The sequence below is a fragment of the Streptomyces sp. NBC_00045 genome, assembly GCF_045041095.1.
GTDB lineage: Bacteria > Actinomycetota > Actinomycetes > Streptomycetales > Streptomycetaceae > Streptomyces.
This window is the reverse complement of the sequence record NZ_CP108271.1, coordinates 3361580-3378030: the sequence shown is the minus strand read 5'-3', so window position 1 is coordinate 3378030 and position 16451 is coordinate 3361580. Positions and strand designations below refer to the sequence as shown.

At 72.2% G+C, this 16451-nt stretch carries 14 protein-coding genes and 1 tRNA gene; 7 read left to right on the top strand and 8 right to left on the bottom strand.

All coding sequences use genetic code 11. The annotated features are described in order from the left end of the window. Positions 1-51: 51 nt before the first annotated feature. Entirely contained in the window at positions 52-1443 is a 1392-nt protein-coding gene (locus OHA65_RS15740) for a cyclopropane-fatty-acyl-phospholipid synthase family protein (RefSeq protein ID WP_328762974.1), read from the top strand. Between the two features lie 82 nt (positions 1444-1525). On the opposite strand, the gene OHA65_RS15735 is transcribed toward OHA65_RS15740, so the two are convergent. Together OHA65_RS15735 and OHA65_RS15730 are read right to left on the bottom strand one after the other, a co-directional pair. Next, positions 1526-4075, bottom strand: coding sequence for an FtsX-like permease family protein (locus OHA65_RS15735; protein WP_328762972.1), 2550 nt, complete (start codon positions 4073-4075; stop codon positions 1526-1528). A 52-nt stretch (positions 4076-4127) separates the two neighbouring features. Further along, the gene (locus OHA65_RS15730; protein ID WP_327285672.1) at positions 4128-4892 is read right to left on the bottom strand and encodes an ABC transporter ATP-binding protein; all 765 of its coding nucleotides are present in this window, start codon (positions 4890-4892) and stop codon (positions 4128-4130) included. Positions 4893-5354: 462 nt separating this feature from the next. Between OHA65_RS15730 and OHA65_RS15725 the strand changes: the two genes are divergently transcribed. Together OHA65_RS15725 and OHA65_RS15720 are read left to right on the top strand one after the other, a co-directional pair. Continuing rightward, positions 5355-5434: transfer RNA gene (locus OHA65_RS15725), tRNA-Leu, on the top strand. 460 nt (positions 5435-5894) lie between these two features. After that, positions 5895-6743: a Bax inhibitor-1/YccA family protein gene (locus tag OHA65_RS15720; protein ID WP_327283740.1), complete on the top strand. Its 849-nt coding sequence runs from the start codon at positions 5895-5897 to the stop codon at positions 6741-6743. A 155-nt stretch (positions 6744-6898) separates the two neighbouring features. Here the strand turns inward: OHA65_RS15720 and OHA65_RS15715 are convergent, their stop codons facing one another. Beyond that, complete coding sequence (locus OHA65_RS15715) at positions 6899-7129, bottom strand: DUF4287 domain-containing protein (protein WP_327283739.1); 231 nt, start codon at positions 7127-7129, stop codon at positions 6899-6901. Between the two features lie 106 nt (positions 7130-7235). On the opposite strand from OHA65_RS15715, the gene OHA65_RS15710 reads away from it, so the two are divergent. Next, positions 7236-7601, top strand: a complete 366-nt coding sequence (locus OHA65_RS15710) for a hypothetical protein (RefSeq protein ID WP_327283738.1) — start codon at positions 7236-7238, stop codon at positions 7599-7601. Here the strand turns inward: OHA65_RS15710 and OHA65_RS15705 are convergent. The 3 genes from OHA65_RS15705 to OHA65_RS15695 all read right to left on the bottom strand — a co-directional run bounded on the left by OHA65_RS15705 (position 7585) and on the right by OHA65_RS15695 (position 11302). Continuing rightward, positions 7585-8394 carry a hypothetical protein gene (locus OHA65_RS15705; protein WP_327285671.1) on the bottom strand — a complete coding sequence of 270 codons (810 nt, stop codon included), beginning with the start codon at positions 8392-8394 and terminating at the stop codon, positions 7585-7587. The genes OHA65_RS15710 and OHA65_RS15705 overlap by 17 nt on opposite strands. Before the next feature lie 283 nt (positions 8395-8677). Further along, entirely contained in the window at positions 8678-9898 is a 1221-nt protein-coding gene (locus tag OHA65_RS15700; protein ID WP_327283737.1) for an acetyl-CoA C-acetyltransferase, read from the bottom strand. 363 nt (positions 9899-10261) lie between these two features. After that, positions 10262-11302 carry an SGNH/GDSL hydrolase family protein gene (locus OHA65_RS15695; RefSeq protein ID WP_328762970.1) on the bottom strand — a complete coding sequence of 347 codons (1041 nt, stop codon included), beginning with the start codon at positions 11300-11302 and terminating at the stop codon, positions 10262-10264. A gap of 122 nt (positions 11303-11424) precedes the next feature. Here OHA65_RS15695 and OHA65_RS15690 point away from each other — a divergent pair, with 122 nt between their 5' ends. Beyond that, positions 11425-12807 carry a cystathionine beta-synthase gene (locus OHA65_RS15690; protein WP_327285670.1) on the top strand — a complete coding sequence of 461 codons (1383 nt, stop codon included), beginning with the start codon at positions 11425-11427 and terminating at the stop codon, positions 12805-12807. A 303-nt stretch (positions 12808-13110) separates the two neighbouring features. On the opposite strand, the gene OHA65_RS15685 is transcribed toward OHA65_RS15690, so the two are convergent. Continuing rightward, positions 13111-13482, bottom strand: coding sequence for a hypothetical protein (locus OHA65_RS15685; protein ID WP_327283735.1), 372 nt, complete (start codon positions 13480-13482; stop codon positions 13111-13113). Between the two features lie 224 nt (positions 13483-13706). Between OHA65_RS15685 and OHA65_RS15680 the strand changes: the two genes are divergently transcribed. Continuing rightward, positions 13707-14549: a MurR/RpiR family transcriptional regulator gene (locus OHA65_RS15680; protein ID WP_327283734.1), complete on the top strand. Its 843-nt coding sequence runs from the start codon at positions 13707-13709 to the stop codon at positions 14547-14549. Between the two features lie 18 nt (positions 14550-14567). Here the strand turns inward: OHA65_RS15680 and OHA65_RS15675 are convergent, their stop codons facing one another. After that, a complete protein-coding gene (locus OHA65_RS15675) occupies positions 14568-15749 on the bottom strand; it encodes an FAD-dependent monooxygenase (protein ID WP_327283733.1) in 1182 nt (393 codons plus the stop codon). 106 nt (positions 15750-15855) lie between these two features. On the opposite strand from OHA65_RS15675, the gene OHA65_RS15670 reads away from it, so the two are divergent. Further along, complete coding sequence (locus tag OHA65_RS15670; RefSeq protein WP_327283732.1) at positions 15856-16437, top strand: TetR family transcriptional regulator; 582 nt, start codon at positions 15856-15858, stop codon at positions 16435-16437. Positions 16438-16451 lie beyond the last annotated feature (14 nt).

Genomic DNA, 16451 nt, shown 5'->3' with positions numbered 1-16451 from the left:
GAAACGGGTAGGCCGTCGGGTCGGGTCGGATCGTTTCCGGAGGTGCCTACGATGACCGATGCCGCGCCGCGGCTGGCCGCTCTTGCCGAGACCCTGCTGGGCGCCCCCCTGCCCGTCCGGATCCGCGCCTGGGACGGCAGCGAGGCCGGACCGCCCGCCGGCCCCACCCTGGTGCTGGCCAACCGCCGCGCCCTGCGCCGCGTGCTGTGGCGGCCGGGTGAACTGGGCCTGGCCCGGGCCTGGGTGGCCGGCGACCTGACGGTGGAAGGCGACCTGTTCGAACTGCTCGACCGGGTGGCCGGCCTGCTCTGGGAGCGGGCACCCGCCGACGTCCCCGAGGCCCCGCAGGCGGTCCGCCGCTCGGGCCTCGGCAAGCTGCGCGCCCTGCGCCCGTACCTGCCGGGCCTGCCGGAGCGCGCCGCGGGCGTCGCCGGGACCACCGCGCTGCTGCGCGACCCGGAGGCCCGGGCCGCGCTGCGCGACCTCGTCGCCCTGGCCCGGCCGTGGCCGGCGCCCGCACCGCCGCCCGAGGAGGCCCCCCGCCGGGGCGGCCAGACGCACAGCAAGTACCGCGACCGGCAGGCGATCAGTCACCACTACGACGTCGGCAACGAGTTCTACGAGCACGTCCTCGGTCCCTCGATGGTGTACTCCTGCGCCTACTGGAGCCCCGGCTCCACCCTGGAGGAGGCCCAGCGGGACAAACTCGACCTGGTCTGCCGGAAGCTGGGCCTCCAGCCCGGCGAGCGGCTCCTCGACGTCGGCTGCGGCTGGGGCTCCATGGCGCTGCACGCGGCCCGGGAGTACGGGGTCCGCGTCACCGGCGTCACCCTCTCGCGCGAGCAGGCCGTGTACGCCCGCAAGCGGGCCGCGGAAGAGGGCCTGGCCGACCGGGTCGACATCCGGATCCAGGACTACCGGGACGTCAAGGACGGCCCGTACGACGCGATTTCGTCCATCGGCATGGCCGAGCACGTCGGCGCCGAGCGCTACCGCGAATACGCCCGGACCCTGCACGCCCTGCTGGCCCCCGGAGGCCGGCTGCTCAACCACCAGATCGCGCGCCCGCCGGAGCCGGACGAAGAGGCCTACCGGATCGACGAGTTCATCGACGCCTACGTCTTCCCCGACGGCGAACTCTCCCCGCTGGGCACGACGGTGGGCGAGCTGGAACGGGTCGGGTTCGAGGTCCGCGACGTGGAGGCGCTGCGCGAGCACTACGCGCTGACGCTGCGCGCCTGGGTGGCGCGGCTGGAGGAGCACTGGGAGCAGGCCGTACGGCTGACCTCACCGGGGCGGGCCCGGGTCTGGAGGCTGTACATGGCGGCCTCGGCGCTGGGCTTCGAGCACGGCCGGCTCGGCGTCAACCAGATCCTCGCGGTGAAGCCCGCGGCCGCCGGCCGGTCGGGGCTGCCGCTGCGGCTGCGCACCTGGGGCGCGTGACCCCGTACGGCAGCGGGAAGGGCCCCGGGGCGCGCGCCCCGGGGCCCTTCCCCCCTTGCGGGGTCCTTGCGAACCGTGCGCGCTACTCGGTCTTGATGGCGGTCAGCATGTTCAGCCGGGCGCCGCTGCGGGCGGGCCACATGGCGGCCAGGACGCCCACCACACCGGCGAGCAGCAGGAAGATGCCGATCCGGTCGTACGGGATGACCAGCTCGTAGCCCGGTACGGACTTGCTGAAGGTGGTGCCGACGGCCCAGGCGAGGAAGACGCCGACGCCGATGCCGAGGATCGCGCCGAAGAGCGAGATGACCACGGCCTCCAGGCGGATCATGTTCTTGACGCGGCTGCGGTCGAGGCCGATCGCCCGCAGCATCCCGATCTCCTGCTTGCGCTCGAAGACCGACATCGCCAGGGTGTTGACCACGCCGAGCACCGAGATGATCAGTGCCATGCCGAGCAGGCCGTACATGATGTTCAGCGCGACGTTGACCATGCCGCCCATCTCGTTGCGCATGTCCTGCTGGGTGGCGACGCCGATCGCCGGGTTGTTGCCGAGCGCGTCCCGGACGGCCTTCTCGCCGGCCTTGGAACCGCCGTCGGCGGCGTTGACGTACACCTCGGGGATGTACTGCTCGTCCGCGTGCGCGCTGAGGATCTTGTCGTCGAGGACGTACGGGGAGAGCAGGCCTTCCAGCTCCTTGTAGACCGCGCCGACCTTGAGCGAGCCCTTCTGGCCGTCGTCGTACATGACCTCGAACGTCGAGCCGACCGAGAGCTTGGCCTTCGCCGCGGTCTTGTCCGCAACGGCGACCTCGCCCTTGCCCAGGCTGCTCAGCGAACCGCTGACCACCTCGATGTTGAGCATCTGGCCGATGGCGGCCGGGTTGACGCCCGAAGCGGCGTTGAAGTCGTCGCCCATCCTCAGCCCGCCGGCGGTCTGCGGGGAGACGGCCTTGATGCCGGGGGCCTTCGCCAGCGTCTCGGCGACGGACTTGTCCAGGCTGCCGATGCCGCCGTTCATGGTGACCTTGTAGTCGGCCTTGATCTTGTCGGTGCTCATCCGGTCCACGGCCTTGCCCATGGTGATGCCGACGACCGAGAGCGCGGTGACCAGGGTCAGGCCGATGGCCAGCGAGGCGGCCGTGACGGCCGTACGGCGCGGGTTGCGCAGGGCGTTCTGCGCGGCCAGCTTGCCGGGCACCCCGAACACCTTCTGCAGCGGCGGCCGCAGGGCCGAGATGACCGGCCGCGACAGCAGCGGCAGCAGCACGATCAGACCGAGGAGCAGGAAGAACGCGCCGCCGCCGATGACCATCCGGCCGTCGCTGCCCATGGACACGCCCAGCATGACCACGCCGATGCCGAGCAGGCCGAGGACGCTGCCGATGACGTTGCGCAGGACGAGGGACTTCGCGGAGGCCGGCAGGTGGGCGCTGCCCATGGCCGCGACCGGGGCGATCCGACCGGTGCGCCAGGCGGGCAGCAGCGCGGCGAGGACGGTGACCAGGACGCCGATGACCAGGGCCGCGACGATCGTGGTCGGGGCGACCACCAGGTCGCCGGCCGGGATCTTGGCCGCGAAGGAGTTCATCAGCGAGCGCATGGCGACCGCGAGGCCGATGCCGGTGGCGAGGCCGATCGCGGCGGCGACGATGCCGACGACCAGGGCCTCGGCGAGCACGGAGCGCATGACCTGGCCGCGGTTGGCGCCGACGGCGCGCAGCAGGGCCAGCTCCTTGGTGCGCTGGGTGACCAGCATCGTGAACGTGTTGTAGATCAGGAAGACGCCGACGAACAGCGCGATGAAGGCGAACATCAGCAGCATGGTGTTCATGCTGCTCATGCCCTTCTCGATCTCCTTGGCCTGCTCCTTGGCGAGCGCGGCGCCGGTCTGGGCCTTGGTGCGCTTGCCGTCGAGCAGCGGCTTGACCTCGGCGAGCAGCTGGTCGGCGCTGGTGCCGGCCTTGGCGCTGATCGACAGCTCCTCGTAGTAGCCGGGCTTCAGGTACAGCTGCTGCGCGACGGCGGTGTCGAAGAGCACCAGGCTGCCGCCCGCGTTGACCGAGCCGTCCTCGGTGGTGAACACACCGGTGAGGGCGTACTCCTTGACCGGGCCGTTGGTGGCGACGCGGACCTTGTCGCCGACCTTGTAACCGCCCTTGGACGCGCTCTCCTTATCGAGGGAGATCTGGTCGTCCTTGGCCGGGCCGGTGCCGTCGGTGAAGGTGTAGCGCGGGTCCTTGCCGTCCTTGAGGGGGACGAAGTTGGAGCCCTTGTTGGCCCAGCCCTGGCCGATCAGCTTGCCGTCCTCGTCGCCGACGCCGGCGAAGCCGGAGACCCGGCCGGTGACGGCGTCGACGCCCTTGACGGCCTTGACCTTGTCGAGGGTCTGCTGGCTGATGCCGGGCTCGCCCTCCTTCTGGCCGTTGGTGTTGCGCATCTGGCCGTACGAGGTGACGGATACCGCCACGCCTTCGTAGCTCTTCGCGGACTGGTTGCTGAGGGATTTGCCGAGGGTGTCGGTGAAGACGAGGGTGCCGGAGACGAAGGCGACGCCGAGGACGACGGCGAGCACCGTCATCAGCAGCCTGGCCTTGTGCGCGAGCACGTTGCGCAGCGCGGTACGGAACATGGTGGAGGAGTCCAGGTGTAAGGGGTCAGCGGGGGCGGGGAGGGAACGTCCCTCAGCTGGTGCGGCCCTTGGCGTCGAAGGCCTTCATGCGGTCGAGCACCCCGTCGGCGGTGGGGTTGAGCATCTCGTCGACGATGCGGCCGTCGGCGAGGAAGATGACGCGGTCCGCGTAGGAGGCGGCCACCGGGTCGTGGGTGACCATGACGACGGTCTGGCCGAGCTCGCGGACGGAGTTGCGCAGGAAGCCGAGGACCTCGGCGCCGGAGCGGGAGTCGAGGTTTCCGGTGGGCTCGTCACCGAAGATGATCTCGGGGCGGGAGGCCAGGGCGCGGGCCACGGCCACGCGCTGCTGCTGGCCGCCGGAGAGCTGGGTGGGGCGGTGCGAGAGGCGGCCGGAGAGCCCGACCATGTCGACCACCGTGTCCAGCCACTGCTGGTCGGGCTTGCGGCCCGCGATGTCCATCGGCAGGGTGATGTTCTCCAGCGCCGTCAGGGTCGGCAACAGGTTGAACGCCTGGAAGATGAATCCGATCTTGTCCCGGCGCAGCTGGGTCAGCTGCTTGTCCTTCAGGGTGCCGAGCTCGGTCTCGCCGATGCGGACGGAACCGGCGGAGAAGGTGTCCAGACCGGCCACGCAGTGCATCAGGGTGGACTTGCCGGAACCCGAGGGGCCCATGATCGCGGTGAACTGGCCCTGGCCGAAGTCCACGGAGACGTTGTCCAGGGCGACCACCTGGGTCTCGCCCTGGCCGTACACCTTGGAGAGGCCGGTGGCCCGGGCGGCCACGGCCTGGGTGGTGTGCGGGGCGTAGTTCATGGTGGTCACGGGAGCGACTCCTCGGGCTGCGGACCGGGTGCGGTCTGCGGATCGGCGGGACCCTTCCATCCTCACCGCGCCCAGCGCGCCGGGGATCAGCCGAGGTGCCCGTTCCCTGGCCCACTGGAGTCTGATCGCGGGGCGGGCCGCCTCCTCCTCTGGTATGACGGAGGGTCGGGCTGCACTCGGGGACGCCGCGGAGGCGGGCCGAAGGGCGCGGGGTGGCCCGGGGTGGCGCGAGGGTGGCGGGCGGGGGTGGCGCGAGCCATCGAAATCCCGTCAATCCCGCATCGGGGACGATCGCGGCCCGTAACGGGCCCACCGTGTGTTCTCGGGCCTGACGCACCCTCAAGCGCCAATAAAATCAGACAACATCGGATAGACGGCCCAGTGTGGACCTCGATGATCCGGATAGGCTCGGCGCAGCGTTCAGTGCTTTTCGTACGGGAGCCGATACGCCCTGCCCGGATGGTGGAATGCAGACACGGCGAGCTTAAACCTCGCTGGCCTAGGCCGTGCCGGTTCGAGTCCGGCTCCGGGCACGACAGCGCTCTGTCCACACCGCGCGAGGTACGGCGGGGGCGCCCCCAAGGGCACCCCCGCCGTCCTGTTTCCGGGCCGGTGGCGAACGTGCGCTCGAACCGGCGGGGTCGGGTCGAACCGGAGTGCGTGGGCGGGTGTCGCCGGGGTGCGGGCGGAAATGACAGCACGTCTGTTGCGGGGGCGGGGACGCCCAATTGGCGGAGGTCTTTGCCCGCGTGGAATTCAGTGGATTCTCGGCGCTTCTACGCGAAGATCTCTTGAGGGAGCCGCGCAAAGGCTCGGATGCGTCCGGCCGGGGGCCCCGGTGCGGTCCCGCCCGGCCGGTCCGGGGCGGTCCGGCGCGGGGTGCGGAACCTGCCCGGGTGCTGGGCAAAGATCCTCCCTGAGCAGTAGGGTCAGATTTTTGCTAACGCATTACTCTTGTCGCAAGGCTGCGCACGGTGGCCATGGAGGAGTGAGATGAGGAGCAGTAACCCGGTCTTCTCGCGACGGGGGTTCAGCCGCGACAGCGGGGGCTACGCGAACTTTGACGCGCAGCACCAGCAGGCCGGGACCAACCCGTACGCGACGAATCCTTACGCCACCGACGTGACCACCGGCATGCCGCAGGCGCCCGCGCGCGCCGGCGTCATGACCATGGACGACGTCGTGAGCCGTACGGCCATGACGCTCGGCACGGTCATCCTCACGGCGACGATCGCGTGGATCGCCCTGCCGGTCGACCCGGCGAACGTCAACAAGTCGTACGGCATCGCCATCGGCGCCGCGCTCGTCGCGATGGTCCTCGGGCTCGTCCAGACCTTCAAGCGCAAGGCCTCCCCGGCGCTCATCCTGGGCTACGCGGCCTTCGAGGGCTTCTTCCTCGGCGTCATCAGCTCGGCCACCAGCACCTACCTGGGCGCCGGAGTCGTCATCCAGGCCGTGCTCGGCACGATGTGCGTGTTCGCCTCGGTGCTCTTCGCGTACAAGATGCGCTGGATCCGCGTCACCCGCCGCTTCTACGGCTTCGTGATGGCGGCCGCCATGGGCTTCATGCTGCTCATGGTCACGAACCTGCTGTTCTCGCTCTTCGCGGGCGGTGACGGCCTCGGCTTCCGCAGCGGTGGCCTCGGCATCCTGTTCGGCATCATCGGCGTCATCCTCGGCGCCTGCTTCCTCGCCCTGGACTTCAAGCAGGTCGAGGACGGCATCGCGTACGGCGCCCCGCGCGACGAAGCCTGGCTGGCGGCCTTCGGCCTCACCATGACGCTGGTGTGGATCTACCTGGAGCTGCTGCGCCTGTTCCAGATCCTCTCCGGCGACGACTAGTCGTACCGGCCGGCCACTGCCGGCGCCTGTGCACGGCAAGGGGAAGGCCCCGCGAGCTCACCGCTCGCGGGGCCTTCCCGCGTCTCGGAGGGGGTACGGGGTCGGGAGCAGGGATCGGGGACCGGTCGGGATCGAGGGGTCGGAACGGGGAGGGCTCAACCGAACTTGCGGGCCGCCCTGCGCAGGTCGTACTCGTGGATGATCGCCTTGGCCTGGCCGTACGAGAGCTCGTGCGCCCCGCGCAGCCAGCTGACCTTCTCCTCGAACCGGACGAGGGAGGGGCCGGCGTCCACGGTGCGGAGCCAGTCGGAGACTTCACGACCGGTGGTCAGGGGGATTCTGTCGATCATGTTCCGGTGGGTCTGCTCGGAGAACTCTACGGACATGGGCGCCTCCGGAGGTATCGCCGTGCTGTGCTGTTCTCTTCACGCCACCGTGCCGGAGAGTTCGCCCGTTGGCAATGGTGCCGCGACGGCGCGTAAGGTCGGCCGGGTGCTTGATACTTCGCCGTTGACCGCCGCCGTGGAACGTTTCGCCGACCGGCTGCGGGCCATGCCGCAGAGCCGCCTCCAACAGGGGGCCGCCGCCCAGGCGCTGGAGCTGGCCAGGGAACTCTCCGTACGCGCCCAGGCGCTGGAGGCGGCGCAGCAGGGCGCGGGGGCGGCTCCGGCGCGGGACATGCCCGACGCGGGCGTCTTCGTCGTCGGGGACCAGCTGGCGGTGGCCGGAACCGACCTCGCCGAGGCGCTGCGCGCCGCACCCGCCGAAAGCCCCCGGGAAACCGCGAAGGCCCCGTCCGAGGTGCTGGACGAGGCCGTGCGGCTGGTGGAGCAGGCGCAGGTCAGAGCGACGCGATGACGCGGTCCGCGAGGATGTAGACGTTGTTCTCGGGGTCCTGGGCGTCACCGCAGGAGAAGGTCAGCGCATAGGCGCCCGAAATGCCCGAGCCGCCCAGCAGCACCGGCGCGGTGCCCGAGCGCAGCGCCTCCGCGAGGCGCTCCGCCGTCTCCCGGTGGCCCGGGGTCATGCACAGCGTGGTGCCGTCGGTGAAGACGTACACGTCGAGCGTGCCTAGCGGGCCCGGGCGGACGTCCGCGAGGGCCGTACGGGCCTCCGCGAGCTCCTCCAGACGGGAGACCGTGCGCTCGTGGTCCGCGCCGGGAGCCGAGGCCTGGGCCGGCACGAAGTCGGGGTGCGAGGGGTGGCGCCGGCGCGCGGCGGCCAGCTCGGCCGAATCCTCGGGGTAGTCGTCGACGGCCTCGTCGCCGAGCAGCGGCTCCAGGCCCACCAGGTCCGCCTGGCGGGGCAGGAAGACGGCAGGACCGTCCTCACCCAGCCCGGGCAGGCCACCCAGCAGCGAGGGCGCGTCGGCGGCGTCACGGGCCTCCTGCGCGGCCCAGAAGGCCCGCGCCTCGGCGAGCTCGCGCTCGCGCTCCTCGGCCAGGGCCTCGGCCACGGCGGCTCGTATCTCGGCGGCGGGGGAATGCACGGCGCTGCGGGCGTGCGGGACGGTCGCACCGCGGGGGTTGGCCGGCGAAGCCAGCTCACCGCGGAGGGCCGTCACCTGCTTGCGCAGGCCGTGTACGGCGTGCAGCGCAGCAGCGCCCACGGCCGCGGCGGCGGCCGTGGTCAGCAGCAGGGCAAGAGACATGGCGCTCACTGACTAACTCCCGATTGATTCGATCCCCCGACTTCCTACATCAGAGTGTCCCGACCTGGGAATGGCGTGCAGTGCATTACGTCACGAATTGGACAGGGCTTTCGTCACACGGGGGCGGTGTGAACCTGCCCTGACCTGGGGAAATGCCAAACCCCCAGGACAAAGGTCACATCCTGGGGGAGATTCGGTCACAGGTCGGCCGCGACGGGATTGGAATCGGTGTCAGTACGCCGCAAGGGATCAAGCGGATCCCTTGCGGCGCCTCCGCTCCGGCTCAGCTCAGCCGCTCGATGACCATGGCCATGCCCTGGCCGCCGCCCACGCACATCGTTTCCAGGCCGAACTGCTTGTCGTGGAACTGGAGGCTGTTGATCAGCGTGCCGGTGAGGCGGGCACCGGTCATCCCGAACGGGTGACCGACGGCGATGGCGCCGCCGTTGACGTTCAGCTTCTCCAGCGGAATCTCCAGGTCCCGGTACGACGGGATGACCTGCGCCGCGAAGGCCTCGTTGATCTCGAACAGGTCGATGTCGCCGACGGTCAGGCCCGCCCGCTTCAGGGCCTGCTTCGACGCCTCGACCGGGCCCAGGCCCATGATCTCGGGGGAGAGGCCGGTGACACCGGTGGAGACGATCCGGGCCAGCGGGGTCAGACCCAGCTCCCGCGCCTTCGTGTCGCTCATGATGACCAGCGCGGCGGCGCCGTCGTTGAGCGGGCAGCAGTTGCCGGCCGTGACCAGGCCGTCGGGGCGGAAGACGGGCTTGAGGCCCTGGACGCCCTCCAGGGTGACACCGGCGCGCGGGCCGTCGTCGGTGGAGACGACCGTGCCGTCCGGGGTGGTGACCGGGGTGATCTCGCGGGCCCAGAAGCCGTTCTTGATGGCCTCCTCGGCCAGGTTCTGGGAGCGCACGCCGAACTCGTCCATGTCCTGACGGGTCACGCCCTTGAGCCGGGCCAGGTTCTCCGCGGTCTGCCCCATCGAGATGTAGGCGTCCGGGACCAGGCCGTCCTCGCGCGGGTCGTGCCAGGAAGAGCCCTCGCTCTGCGCGACGGCGGCCGTACGGGCCTCCGCGTCGGCGAAGAGCGGGTTGTGCGTGTCCGGCAGGCCGTCCGAGGAGCCCTTCATGAACCGGGACACCGTCTCGACGCCCGCGGAGATGAAGACGTCGCCCTCGCCGGCCTTGATGGCGTGCAGCGCCATGCGGGAGGTCTGGAGCGAGGAGGAGCAGTAACGGGTGATCGTCGTGCCGGGCAGGTAGTCCATGCCCATCTGTACGGCCACGATGCGGGCCAGGTTGTGGCCCTGCTCGCCGCCGGGGAGGCCGCAGCCGAGCATCAGGTCGTCGATCTGGCGCGGGTCCAGCTCGGGGACCTTGGCGAGGGCGGCCTGGATGATCGTCGCGGTCAGGTCGTCCGGACGGACGTCCTTGAGGGACCCCTTGCCGGCGCGCCCGATGGGGGAGCGGGCAGTGGAAACGATGACGGCTTCGGGCATCGGGGCTCCAAGGGGGGTGAGTTGCGGCTCGTTGCGGGACCGCAAGCGAAGTTACCGGCCCGTACGGTCGAGGTCACCGCCTTGGGTGTGTGATGCCGGTCGCTCCGCGGGTGGAACGCCTCCTCCGGGCCTGCTGTTCCCGGACCCGCCCGGCGCGGCGGCCCGTCGCACCGGGTGCGGGGCTCCGTCGGCATCCGGGCCCCGCCCGACCGGGTCCGGGCAGAGCCAGGGGAACGGTGGCTGGGCGGGGAGGGGACCGCCCGGCGCGGCGGCGCCCGCCCGGCCCGCGCCCCGTGCCGGCGGGGCTGGGATCGGGCCGCCGGGGGCTGCGGACCCGGAGCCCGGGTGCGGGCGGCCCCGGGGCTAGGTGCCCGCCACCTGGGGGCCCGGGACGGAGTCGGGGTCCGAGGACAGGTCCTCGGCCGGGACGCGGCGGCGGCGTCGGTGCTTCAGCAGGGCCCACGGCCCGCGGGCCGGGGTGACCTCGGTGCCCGCCTGCCCGGCGGCGGCCGACGCGGCCTTGGCCACCGGAAGCATGTCCTCGTGCCGTGCCACCTCCAGCCGGTCGGACTCCGGCCACAGCGACAGCACCGCGCACAGGGTCGGCAGCACGGCCATGGCGGCGGTCGCGTAACCCTCCGCCGAGGGGTGGTACGAGTCCGGGCCGAACATCTCGCGCGGGTTGGCGGCGAATTCGGGGCCGAGCAGGTCCCCCATGGAGACCGTACGGGCGCCCAGCGCGACGACCCCTATGGTCTGGGCGGCGGCCAGCTGGCGCGAGACGCGGCGGGCCAGCCACCGCAGCGGCTGGTACACGGGCTCGATGGTGCCCAGGTCGGGGCAGGTCCCGACCACCACCTCGGTGCCCGCGAGCCGCAGCCGGCGTACGGCCGAGGTGAGGTGGCGGACCGACTGCGTCGGCGGCATCCGCCGCGTCACGTCGTTCGCGCCGATCATGATCACGCACACGTCCGGCGGGGGCAGCGCCCCGTCCAGGAGCAGCCCGGCCTGCCGGTCGAGGTCGTCGGACATGGCCCCGGAGAGGGCCACGTTGCGCAGTTCCACCGGCCGCTCGGCCACCGCCGCCAGCCCCGAGGCCAGCAGCGCCGCCGGGGTCTGCCTGGCCCGGCGCACGCCGAGCCCGGCGGCCGTGGAGTCGCCCATCATGCCGAGCCTCAGCGGGCCGGGTCCGGGGCCCGGCGGCCCGGCGAACTCGCTCCCGTACAGCCCGTCGGCCCGCGGCGGGGCCCCGAGCCCGGTGCCCACCGTCCGCTTCGCGAACTGGACCTCCGCCAGCACCAGTCCCACGGCGGCGACCCCGACCAGCCCGAGCCCGCCTCCGCCGTACGCCGCGCCCGCCGCGATCCGGCGGGCCGTCCTCGCTCTGGACACCCCTCGCGCCACCTCGCTTCCCTGCCTGGCCTCGTTGACCTACCTGCCCCGTAGTGCCGGTCAGTCAATCCCTTTCCGCATAGTCTGGCCGGACCTCCCGGAGAACCCGTGGAGTCCCCTCCTTGGAGAACATGGTGCAATTCCACGACTCGATGATCAGCCTCGTCGGCAACACCCCGCTGGTGAAGCTCAACCGTGTGACCGAAGGCCTGCAGGCCACCGTCCTTGCGAAGGTCGAGTACTTCAATCCCGGCGGATCCGTGAAGGACCGGATCGCCGTCCGGATGATCGAAGCCGCCGAGCAGAGCGGTGCCCTCAAGCCCGGCGGCACCATCGTGGAGCCGACCAGCGGCAATACCGGCGTAGGACTCGCCATCGTGGCCCAGCAGAAGGGCTACAAGTGCATCTTCGTCTGCCCTGACAAGGTGTCCATGGACAAGATCAACGTGATGCGCGCGTACGGCGCCGAGGTCGTGGTCTGCCCGACCGCCGTCGACCCCGAGCACCCGGACTCGTACTACAACGTGTCCGACCGCCTCGCGCGCGAGCCCGGCGCCTGGAAGCCCGACCAGTACAGCAACCCGAACAACCCCCGTTCGCACTACGAGACCACCGGTCCCGAGCTGTGGGAGCAGACGGACGGGAAGATCACCCACTTCGTCGCCGGCGTCGGCACGGGCGGCACCATTTCGGGCACCGGCAACTACCTGAAGGAGGTGTCCGGCGGCAAGGTCAAGGTCATCGGCGCCGACCCCGAGGGCTCGGTCTACTCCGGCGGCTCGGGCCGCCCGTACCTGGTCGAGGGCGTCGGCGAGGACTTCTGGCCGACCGCCTATGACCCGAACGTCACGGACGAGATCATCGCGGTGTCCGACAAGGACTCCTTCCAGATGACCCGTCGCCTCGCCAAGGAGGAGGGCCTCCTCGTCGGCGGCTCCTGCGGCATGGCGGTCGTCGCGGCGCTGAAGGCCGCCGAGGGCCTCGGCCCGGACGACGTGGTCGTCGTCCTGCTGCCGGACAGCGGCCGCGGCTACCTCAGCAAGATCTTCAGCGACGAGTGGATGGCCGGTCACGGCTTCCTTGAGGAGGCGGGCCCGGCGGCGCGCATCGGTGACGTGCTCGCGGACAAGGAGGGCGCCATGCCGTCCCTGGTCCACATGCACCCCGAGGAGACCGTGGGCGAGGCCATCGAGGTGCTGCGCGAGTACGGCGTCTCGCAGATGCCGATCGTCAAGCCCGGCGCCGGCCACCCGGACGTGATGGCCGCCGAGGTCATCGGCTCGGTCGTGGAGAAGGAGCTGCTGGCGGCCCTGTTCGCGAAGCAGGCCTCGCTGTCCGACCCGCTGGAGAAGCACATGAGCCGCCCGCTGCCGCAGGTCGGCTCGGGCGAGCCGGTCTCCGAGCTGATGGCCGTGCTGGGCGAGGCGGACGCGGCGATCGTGCTGGTCGAGGGCAAGCCGACCGGCGTGGTGAGCCGTCAGGACCTGCTGGCGTTCCTCGCCAAGGGCGCGAAGTAGTCGTTGCCGGATCCGTGCTGACACCGTGTCGGCCCGTCGCGCAAAAGGTACGGGCCCGTCATGTGGTGGCAGCACCGGCTTAACACGGCTCCGGCACAGTGGTGGTTGTCGGCAGGGGCGCACGAACGCCCCGGCCGGCACCACCGAACGGCGTTGGCGTACTTCCGGAGCGGCTCCCGGAACGCGCGAACGCCCTGGACGCGGCCGGCCCTGACCCGGCCCGTGTCCCTCGCGGGGACCGCCGTCGTCCCGCCCCTCGCACACCCGAGGGTGCGGCGGTCCCCGCACACAGCTTTCGGCGGCCTATTCGGCCGCGTCGCGGGGGCGCGGGCGCTTCGTCGCGTGGACGAAGTTCACGCCGAGGACGCCCGCCCAGGCGACCAGCAGTCCCTTGAAACCCGCCTGCGCGGCGCCGATGGCCGACAGCGGGATCGCCAGGACCAGCGTGACGATGGCGAAGCCGAAGCGTTCGCCGAAGCCGCCCTCCAGCGGCGACGGCCCGCCGCCCCGGCCGCCGCGGGCGGTGGCCAGGCGTTCCTCGGCCAGCCGCCGCCGGACCTGGGTGTCGACCTTCTCCACGAAGGAATCCACGAGTGCGGTCTCGTAGTCCGGCCCCAGCTCGCGCCGGGCGTGCAACGTCGCGTCGAGTTCCTTCTTCAGCTCCTGGGGCTCCATGCGCCCAGCGTAGGAACGGGAGCCGGTCCCGGCACTGGGGGCAGCCCCCGTATCCGCCTGCGCGCCCGCACCCGCATCCGCCCGTGTTCCGCTGGTGTTCGCCCGTGTTCGCACCGGTTTCCGGCCCGCCGCCCGTCTCGCGGAACGGTCCGCCGCTTGCCGTGCTGCATAACCGCATGCAAAGTGCTCCGTGACTGAATAACCATGGGGACGGAGGGGTCGGGATGAGCGACAGCCCGGCAGCGCGGCTGCAGAAGCTGTTCGAGGGGCACCGGCTGACGCCCACCCAGCGGCGCATCGCCCACTGCATGGTGCGCGGGGCGGCGGACGTGCCGTTCCTGTCGAGCGTGGAGCTCGCCGAGCTGGCCGGGGTGAGCCAGCCCTCGGTGACCCGTTTCGCGGTGGCGCTCGGCTTCGACGGGTATCCGGCACTGCGCCGGCACTTGCGCGAGGTGGCTCCCGCCGAGCGCGCCGCGGCCGCGCGGGAGGACGCGTACAACGAGTACCAGCAGGCCGTCCAGGGCGAGATCGAGAACCTGCGGCAGCTGTCGGCCATGCTCGCCGACCCCTCCCCGGTCGAGGAGGCGGGCCGGGTGCTCGCCGGATCCAGGCCGCTTCCCGTGCTGGGGCTGCGGGCGGCGTCCTCGCAGGCGCGCGGGTTCGCGTACTTCGCCGCGAAGGTGCACCCGGACGTACGGCTGCTCGACGAGGGCGGCTCGATGCTCGCCGACCGGATCGACGCGGCCGCCGCCGCCGGGGCCTCGGCGCTGCTGTGCTTCGCGCTGCCGCGCCACCCCCGGGAGGTGACGGAGGCCCTGGACCACGCACGGCAGGCCGGGCTGCAGGTGGTGACGGTCGCCGACTCGGCCTTCGCCCCGGTGGCCCGCTCCTCCGACCTGCTGATCCCGGCGCCCGTGGGCACCGGCCTGGCCTTCGACACGGCGTGCGCGCCGATGCTGTTGGGGCGGGTGCTGCTGGAGGCGATGGCGGACGCGCTGCCGGACGCGCAGGCGCGGCTGGAGGCGTTCGACGCGCGGGCCGCGGCGCGCGGGCTGTTCGTGGAGTAGCGGCCGGCCGGGGGCCGCTCAGCGGTAGTCGAGCTCGGCCAGCTCGGTGGCGAGGCGGTTGCGCAGGGCGGGGACGCGGGTGAGCAGGGGCAACGCGGTGTTGCGCACGGCGCGCAGGACCGGGTTGCCGGTGGTGGCGATCCGCGTCATCCGGTCGGTGAGGGCCACCACGTGCAGGGCGACGGGGCGGCGTGCGGCCTCGTAGGCGTCGGGGTCGCCTTCGGCGAGCGCGCGGCCGAGCGCGTACCCGTCCTGGATCCCGGTGTTCATGCCCTGGCCGCCGGCGGGGCTGTGCACGTGGGCGGCGTCCCCGGCGAGCAGCAGCCGGCCGGCGCGGTAGCGGTCGGCGACCCGGTGGTGGACCCGGAACCGGGACGCCCAGACGAGCGTGTGGAGGCGGGCCCGGCCCGGGGCGCGCTCGTCCAGCAGGCCCTGCACGAAGGCGAGGTCCGGTTCGGCGGGGGCCTCGGCGACGGTGGCGACCACGCGGTAGCGGCTGGCGGTCCCGCCGGGCGCGTCGGAGCCGCCCGGCAGCGGGGCCACGACGGTCAGTCCGGCCGTGCCGAAGGCGAGCGAGACCTCCTGGGGGCCGGGGGCCCAGTCCATGGTCACGTCGGCGAGGACGAAGGACTCCTCGTAGGCGCTCCCCGTGAAGCCGATCCCGGCCGCCCCGCGGACCGTGCTGTGCATGCCGTCGGCGCCGACGACGTGGTCCGCGCGCAGCGTCTCGCCGGTGGCGGTCGTGAGGGTGGCTCCGTCCGGGTCCTGGGTGATGCCGGTGACCTCGTACGGGCGGTGGACGTCGCCGCCGAGGGCGCGCAGGCGGGCCAGGAGGACCGCCTCGGTCTCGTACTGGGGGACCATCAGCGCGTACGGGTGGGCCGTGCGCAAGCCGTCGAACGGGACGCAGGCCAGCAGGCGGGCGCCGTCACGGATGCGGAACCGGCTGACGGGGAGGCCGCGGGCGACCAGCTCGGCGGAGAGCGCGCCGGACGGGTCGAGCTCGTCGAGGACCTCCAGGGTGCGGGCGTGGACGACGGCGGCGCGGGAGGTGTTGGCGCCCTCGGCTTGGCGGTCGAGGAGCACGAAGTCGACGCCGGCTCCGGCGAGCGTCACGGCGAGGGCGAGGCCGGTGGGGCCGGCGCCGACGACGGCGACGCGGGTCCGGGAGGGGAGCGGCGACGCGGACACGGCGGTCATGGGGTCCTCCTCGGGTGAGCCAACAAGCGTTGGCCAACAACTGTTGGCATTAGCGTGCGCCTGGAGGCGATGGCATGTCAACGGTTGTTGGCCTACATTTGTTGGCATGACACGGAGTGCGCAGGGTGCGCAGAGGCCGCAGGGCGCGCAGACCAGGGCGGCGATCCTGCGGGCGGCGCGGGAGCGGTTCGCGGCGCAGGGGTACGAACGGACGACGATCCGCGGCGTCGCGGCGGACGCGGAGATCGACCCGTCGATGGTGATGCGGTACTTCGGGAGCAAGGAGAAGCTCTTCGAGGCGGCGTTGGCGGTGGACCTGCGGCTGCCGGACTTCACGGAGGTGCCGGCCGAGGAGCTGCCCGGCGCGCTCGTGCGGCACTTCCTGGACCGGTGGGAGGGCGACCCGGCGGACGACGCACTGCTGGTGCTGCTGCGATCGGCGGTGACGAACGAGCGGGCGGCGGAGCGGATGCGGGAGGTGTTCGCGGCGCAGGTCGCTCCGGCGCTGGCGGCCGTGGTCGGCCCGGCGCGGGCCGCGCGGGTGGCCGGGCTGGTCGCGGCGCAGCTGCTGGGGCTGGGACTGACCCGCTATCTGCTGCGCCTGCCCGCGGTGACCTCCCTGACCCCGGAGGCCGTCGTCGCCGGCCTCACCCCGGCCCTGGCGGCCACCTTGTCCGACCCGGACTGAGCCCGGACCGCCGA

Excerpts from the sequence above, each read along its gene's own strand:
- OHA65_RS15740 (WP_328762974.1), top strand. The coding sequence starts at position 52 with ATGACCGATGCCGCGCCGCGGCTGGCCGCTCTTGCCGAGACCCTGCTG.
- OHA65_RS15735 (WP_328762972.1), bottom strand. The coding sequence starts at position 4,075 with ATGTTCCGTACCGCGCTGCGCAACGTGCTCGCGCACAAGGCCAGGCTG.
- OHA65_RS15730 (WP_327285672.1), bottom strand. The coding sequence starts at position 4,892 with ATGAACTACGCCCCGCACACCACCCAGGCCGTGGCCGCCCGGGCCACC.
- OHA65_RS15720 (WP_327283740.1), top strand. The coding sequence starts at position 5,895 with ATGAGGAGCAGTAACCCGGTCTTCTCGCGACGGGGGTTCAGCCGCGAC.
- OHA65_RS15715 (WP_327283739.1), bottom strand. The coding sequence starts at position 7,129 with ATGTCCGTAGAGTTCTCCGAGCAGACCCACCGGAACATGATCGACAGA.
- OHA65_RS15705 (WP_327285671.1), bottom strand. The coding sequence starts at position 8,394 with ATGTCTCTTGCCCTGCTGCTGACCACGGCCGCCGCCGCGGCCGTGGGC.
- OHA65_RS15700 (WP_327283737.1), bottom strand. The coding sequence starts at position 9,898 with ATGCCCGAAGCCGTCATCGTTTCCACTGCCCGCTCCCCCATCGGGCGC.
- OHA65_RS15685 (WP_327283735.1), bottom strand. The coding sequence starts at position 13,482 with ATGGAGCCCCAGGAGCTGAAGAAGGAACTCGACGCGACGTTGCACGCC.
- OHA65_RS15680 (WP_327283734.1), top strand. The coding sequence starts at position 13,707 with ATGAGCGACAGCCCGGCAGCGCGGCTGCAGAAGCTGTTCGAGGGGCAC.
- OHA65_RS15675 (WP_327283733.1), bottom strand. The coding sequence starts at position 15,749 with ATGACCGCCGTGTCCGCGTCGCCGCTCCCCTCCCGGACCCGCGTCGCC.
- OHA65_RS15670 (WP_327283732.1), top strand. The coding sequence starts at position 15,856 with ATGACACGGAGTGCGCAGGGTGCGCAGAGGCCGCAGGGCGCGCAGACC.